Genomic DNA, 214 nt, shown 5'->3' with positions numbered 1-214 from the left:
CAAGGGCGTCGACACGCTCTCGGGCGGCAACGACGGCAGCGCCGACTACTTCTACTTCGACACGCAGGATACCGGCGACGTCTATCAGGGCAAGGCCGACACCATCACCGACTTCACCGATTCCGACCAGATCTTCCTGAAGGGCTCGTACACCTACGACGCGAGCGGCACCTCGGCTCCGGGCGAAGGCCAGTACAGCATCTGGCAGAAGGAC

1 protein-coding gene is annotated in these 214 nt (G+C 63.1%); it reads left to right on the top strand.

Annotated features, from left to right (window positions below; genetic code table 11):
* A partial coding sequence (locus tag WDW90_RS40495) for a hypothetical protein (RefSeq protein WP_336493155.1) occupies positions 1–214 on the top strand: 214 nt, incomplete at both ends.

Origin of the sequence: Methylobacterium nigriterrae, from assembly GCF_037106235.1 — a bacterium.
GTDB classification, from domain to species: Bacteria; Pseudomonadota; Alphaproteobacteria; order Rhizobiales; family Beijerinckiaceae; genus Methylobacterium; species Methylobacterium nigriterrae.
This window is presented reverse-complemented; position numbering and strand designations above follow the sequence as displayed.